Origin of the sequence: Vibrio sp. 10N.286.49.C3 (genome assembly GCF_041469545.1) — a bacterium.
GTDB lineage: Bacteria > Pseudomonadota > Gammaproteobacteria > Enterobacterales > Vibrionaceae > Vibrio > Vibrio tasmaniensis_A.
On sequence record NZ_JBFRKT010000062.1, the window covers coordinates 1 to 560 of the forward strand.

1 protein-coding gene is annotated in these 560 nt (G+C 43.9%); it reads right to left on the reverse strand.

Annotated elements, in window-relative coordinates; all coding sequences use genetic code 11:
• Positions 1 to 560: hypothetical protein (locus tag AB4180_RS21305; RefSeq protein ID WP_133151858.1), on the reverse strand; the 560-nt coding region annotated here is incomplete at both ends.

The window sequence follows — 560 nt, forward strand, 5'->3', positions numbered from 1 at the left end:
GGAACCTCTGGGTTAGCTCCGTCTTTCACAAAGCCGATGTACCCCCCAGTCGTGTTTGGATCGGCTTTAAGCTCAACGACCAACCCATTAGATTTAAGTGTATCGTTGGTATTAAATAAGCTTGGATCAATGCGGAAACTGGTGACATTATCACTTTGATTAGTAAACTGAATAGTCTCAGTTTGGCTCACCGGAGCATTGCTTGCTGCCGAACCATCGATAAGATTAGATTCTGATAGCGTGACGCTTGGAATGGTATTAATCGTTGGAATATCACCATCGGTGATGGTCAACTTCACAGTAGATGTCACCGGATCTTTATCAAAGTCACTTGACGTCACTACGATTGTTTTAACGATGTCTTCGTTGTTCGTATGATCTAAATTTCTATTGGGTTCAAAACGCACTTCACCTTGAAGGGTGATGACTAGCGTCCCTTCAGTGAAACCGAACCGCTGCTCACCAGTATCTGTTTGAACCAGTGTTCTAAGTTGTCCGTCATAAACGAACTGAGTGATTGTTGCACCATCTGCACTTTGCACTGGCATCACATCGACAGT